The following is a 5,195-nucleotide window of genomic DNA, read 5'->3' as shown; positions in this document are numbered from 1 at the left end:
CTGTTGCAATTCTAGGTTGTACTATTTGTTCTGGAGACAATAAATTTGCATTCAAAAGTAGCTCTGTTGTTAATTTTAAACGCATTTGATTGAAGGGATGTTGGTCATGAAATCGATATTGTAATAACTTATCTGAATAAACATATGCAGTTTTTGATGAATGTTGTTGCATATAATCCCTCCGATATTCCAAAAATTAAAAGAAAAACCGATTCATATAACGAATATCATCAAACGCTTGTTGCTGTTCTAATGTAATATTTTTGCCAATTCTTGCCATTAAACAATTAGCTGGATGACTTGTTATTTCTGGATCATCTGTAGCGAATATTTCAAGTCCACCAGTTGCCATTAACCGCTGCATTAATTTTTTATAGTCAAATACATCTAACTTTGAATTTTTTAAATCCCAATGCCAGTAATATTCAGTAGTTATAACGATATAATCCTCGAATTCTGGTGTAGAAAGGCTAAGTTGTATTAGCTTTTCTGCAAGATGTAATTGCCTAAAATTGATGCTGACTTCAATTGCCCCCAATTCGATTAAATATGGAAGGTTACCTGTAGACCAGCGCTCAATTTCATCAGGATAGTGGAAAGTGACATAACCCACAATGAGTTCATCTTGGCGAGCAACATAAATTCTACCTTCTGGTAATGTTGTAATTTCTAACAAAGCTTCATACTGATCTTCAGCATCTCTAAATGCGGTTAAATGCGCATCGAAAGTAAGCGCTTTCAAATCTTCGTATGTTAAAGGACCTTCAATAACAAATTGCTTGTCATGAATGTAATAATCTTCGGATTGATACGTCTTTAAATGATTCATATTTTCAACTCCTCAATCGACGTCGTGATTGTATTAAATTCATTATATAGAAAATTTACAATAATTAATACTAGAAAAAGGATAAAAGTAAAAATTTTGAATAATTAGAAATGTTATGTATAATATTGAGAAAGAAAGCGTTTTCACATAACAAAGGGGGAGTTTCAAATGAAAGTCGAAGTTTATAAAGGAGCGCAAGGTAAACATAACCTTAAAGATTATGAAGAAACATATAATACTTTTGATTGGAAAGACGTAGAACAAGCATTTTCTTGGAGTGAAACTGGAAAAATGAACATGGCATATGAATGTATAGATCGCCATGTAGATCAAGGATTAGGGGATAAAATAGCGTTAAATTACAAAGATGAGTACAGAAAAGAATCGTATACTTATAAAGATATGCAACGGTTATCTAATAAAGCAGCGAATGTTTTGTCTGAACATGCAGAAGTTGACAAAGGTGACAGAGTATTTATATTTATGTCGCGTACACCTGAACTATATTTTGCGTTGTTAGGTGTTTTAAAAATTGGTGCAATTGTTGGGCCGTTATTTGAAGCATTTATGGAAAAGGCAGTTGCGGATAGATTAGAGAACAGTGAAGCTAAAGTGTTAATTACTAATAAGGCATTGTTACCTCGAGTACCTGTAGATAAATTACCGAACTTGAAAAAAATTGTTGTCGTAGATGAGGATGTAGAAGACAATTACATAGACTTCATTAGTTTGATGGAAACTGCTAGCGATGAATTTGACATTGAATGGTTAAAGTCGGATGATGGTTTGATTTTACATTATACATCAGGTTCTACTGGGCAACCTAAAGGTGTATTGCATGTTCAACAAGCAATGTTAGTGCACTATATTTCTGGAAAATATGTATTAGATTTACAAGAAGATGATGTTTATTGGTGTACAGCAGATCCAGGTTGGGTTACAGGAACATCTTATGGTATTTTTGCACCATGGTTAAATGGCGCTACAAATTGTATAGCTGGTGGTCGCTTTTCACCAGAACAGTGGTATAGTATGATTGAAGATTTTAAAGTGACGATTTGGTATACGGCACCAACAGCTTTAAGAATGTTAATGAGTGCTGGTGACGATATTGTTGAGAAATATGACTTGTCATCGTTACGTTCGATTCTATCAGTAGGTGAGCCTTTAAATCCTGAAGTTATAAAATGGGCGAAAAAAGTATACGGTTTAACGGTGTTAGATACTTGGTGGATGACAGAAACAGGTGGACATATGATTGTTAACTATCCAACGATGGACGTCAAGCTTGGCTCAATGGGCAAACCATTACCTGGTATTCAAGCTGCAATTATCGATGATGCAGGTAATGAATTACCACCAAATCGAATGGGCAACCTTGCTATAAAAAAAGGCTGGCCATCAATGATGTATCGTATCTGGAAGAATCCAGAAAAATATAAATCATATTTTATTGGAGACTGGTATGTATCTGGTGATTCGGCATATAAAGATGAAGATGGTTACTTCTGGTTCCAAGGACGTGTTGATGATGTAATTATGACAGCTGGTGAACGAGTTGGACCATTTGAGGTTGAGTCTAAATTGGTTGAACACGAAGCAGTTGCCGAAGCAGGAATTATTGGTAAACCTGATCCGGTTCGCGGTGAAATAATTAAGGCGTTTGTTGCACTGAGAAAAGGATATGAACCAACAGACGAATTAAAAGAAGAAATTCGTTTATTTGTTAAAGAAGGTTTGTCGGCACATGCAGCACCACGTGAAATCGAATTTAAAGATAAATTACCTAAAACACGGTCAGGTAAAATTATGAGACGTGTATTAAAAGCTTGGGAATTAAATTTAGATGCTGGGGATTTAAGTACAATGGAATAATGACATGAATGTTATTGAAGATTTTTTTCGAAGAATAAAGGGTGACAACATATTTCATGTCAATGTTTAAATAATCGTTTACTTTACGATAAGCAATATAAAGAGCTGTTAACTTGTGTCATATCATTTCGTAGAAAGCATTTGAAAATGATGACATAACAATTATGGCATATCTTTATATTGCTTTTTATTTTTAATATGATCTTTGGAAGATGATTATTTTAAATAATAGAAAAATATAGTTATCAATAGTATCAAGCGCTAAAAGTTTTATAATACAAAACTTTAATAAGTGAATTTATTGCAAAAATGAAAGCGCTAACCCGATTTAGTCGACAAGTTTTTAACAGTTCGTTATTATATGAATGTAAGTAAAAATTTCTTAGCTACAACTTACATATTATAAATGCATAAATTAAACAAAAAGGGGCGAAAAAAGTTGACTCATTTATCAGATTTAGATATTGCGAATCAATCAACACTACAACCAATTAAGGATATTGCTGCATCAGTAGGTATTTCAGAGGATGCATTAGAACCTTATGGTCATTACAAAGCTAAAATCGACATTAATAAAATTACGCCAAGAGAAAACAAAGGGAAAGTTGTTTTAGTAACTGCGATGAGCCCAACACCAGCTGGTGAAGGTAAATCAACGGTTACAGTTGGTTTAGCTGATGCATTCCATGAGTTAAATAAAAACGTTATGGTTGCATTAAGAGAGCCTGCTTTAGGACCAACATTTGGTATCAAAGGTGGTGCGACTGGTGGTGGTTATGCGCAAGTCTTACCTATGGAAGATATCAACTTACATTTCAACGGAGATTTCCATGCGATTACAACTGCAAATAATGCATTGTCTGCGTTTATAGATAATCATATTCACCAAGGTAATGAATTAGGAATCGATCAAAGACGTATTGAATGGAAACGTGTATTAGATATGAATGATCGTGCACTTAGACATGTAAACGTTGGGTTAGGTGGACCTACAAATGGTGTACCACGTGAAGATGGCTTTAATATTACAGTAGCGTCTGAAATTATGGCGATTTTATGTTTAAGTAGAAGTATTAAAGACTTAAAAGATAAAATTAGTCGTATTACTATTGGTTACACTAGAGATCGCAAGCCAGTTACAGTTGCAGATTTAAAAGTGCAAGGTGCACTTGCAATGATTTTAAAAGATGCAATTAAACCAAACTTAGTACAATCAATTGAAGGGACACCTGCATTAGTTCATGGTGGACCATTTGCGAATATCGCACACGGTTGTAACTCAATTTTAGCAACTGAAACAGCACGTGATTTAGCTGATATCGTTGTAACGGAAGCTGGATTTGGTTCAGACTTAGGCGCTGAAAAATTCATGGACATTAAAGCGCGTGAAGCAGGATTTGATCTGGCAGCTGTCGTTGTTGTTGCGACAATTCGTGCGTTAAAAATGCATGGTGGTGTAGCGAAAGATAATTTAAAAGAAGAAAATGTAGAAGCAGTAAAAGCAGGAATTGTTAATTTAGAGCGTCATGTTAATAATATTAAAAAATTCGGTGTAGAACCGGTTGTTGCAATCAATGCATTTATACATGATACCGATGCAGAAGTAGAATATGTAAAATCTTGGGCTAAAGAAAATAACGTACGAATTGCCTTAACTGAAGTTTGGGAAAAAGGTGGTAAAGGTGGCGTTGACTTAGCAAATGAAGTATTAGAAGTCATTGATCAACCTAATTCATTTAAACCTTTATATGAATTAGAATTACCATTAGAGCAAAAGATTGAAAAGATTGTGACTGAAATCTATGGCGGTTCAAAAGTAACGTTTAGCAGTAAAGCGCAAAAACAATTAAAACAATTTAAAGAAAATGGTTGGGATAATTACCCAGTATGTATGGCGAAAACACAATATTCATTCTCAGATGATCAAACGTTGTTAGGTGCACCATCAGGATTTGAAATTACAATTCGTGAATTAGAAGCGAAAACAGGTGCAGGATTTATCGTAGCGTTGACAGGTGCAATCATGACTATGCCTGGTTTACCTAAAAAACCAGCAGCATTAAACATGGATGTTACTGATGATGGTCATGCAATTGGGTTATTCTAATAAATCATGTCAATTGTTTAATAAAGATAAGTAAATAGTTTAATAGACCGGACTGTTGGAGATGCATTATTTCAGCAGTTCGGTTTTTTGCTGTGCTAAAAATAGATTCAATTTGGCGAATCTAACGACAATGTTTGAAGGTGGTTAATTAATGTATATGAAGATAAAAAGTGGGCTTGAAGAATAGGAAAGCGATGCAATGAATATTCCATATTAAAAAAAATAATAAAATAGGTTGCAATATTTAATTGGGATGCGCTACAATTAACACTAATAATTGATATTGATAATTATTATCAATTAAATATAATCTTATAGGAGTTGTTAACAACATGAACAAACATCACCCAAAATTAAGGTCTTTCTATTCTATTAGAAAATCAA

General features: G+C 33.9%; 4 protein-coding genes and 1 pseudogene. 2 read left to right on the top strand and 3 right to left on the bottom strand.

Features of this window, described 5'->3' with window-relative positions; all coding sequences use genetic code 11:
- A pseudogene (locus IDG60_RS05595) lies at nucleotides 1–172 on the bottom strand (acetoin utilization protein AcuC); the annotation flags it as partial.
- A 24-nt stretch (nucleotides 173–196) separates the two neighbouring features.
- On the bottom strand, nucleotides 197–829 hold the full coding sequence (locus IDG60_RS05590) for a hypothetical protein (protein WP_001016004.1): 633 nt from the start codon (nucleotides 827–829) through the stop codon (nucleotides 197–199).
- Nucleotides 830–997: 168 nt separating this feature from the next.
- Here IDG60_RS05590 and acsA point away from each other — a divergent pair, with 168 nt between their 5' ends.
- Together acsA and IDG60_RS05580 are read left to right on the top strand one after the other, a co-directional pair.
- A complete protein-coding gene (gene acsA / locus IDG60_RS05585; RefSeq protein ID WP_000862095.1) occupies nucleotides 998–2,704 on the top strand; it encodes an acetate--CoA ligase in 1,707 nt (568 codons plus the stop codon).
- Between the two features lie 439 nt (nucleotides 2,705–3,143).
- Entirely contained in the window at nucleotides 3,144–4,811 is a 1,668-nt protein-coding gene (locus IDG60_RS05580; protein ID WP_000149407.1) for a formate--tetrahydrofolate ligase, read from the top strand.
- A 244-nt stretch (nucleotides 4,812–5,055) separates the two neighbouring features.
- On the opposite strand, the gene IDG60_RS05575 is transcribed toward IDG60_RS05580, so the two are convergent.
- Nucleotides 5,056–5,145: a hypothetical protein gene (locus IDG60_RS05575; RefSeq protein WP_000927785.1), complete on the bottom strand. Its 90-nt coding sequence runs from the start codon at nucleotides 5,143–5,145 to the stop codon at nucleotides 5,056–5,058.
- Nucleotides 5,146–5,195 lie beyond the last annotated feature (50 nt).

Source organism: Staphylococcus sp. EG-SA-2, from assembly GCF_017152085.1.
Note: the sequence above shows the minus strand (reverse complement) of the source record. Positions and strands in the feature narration are given on the sequence as shown.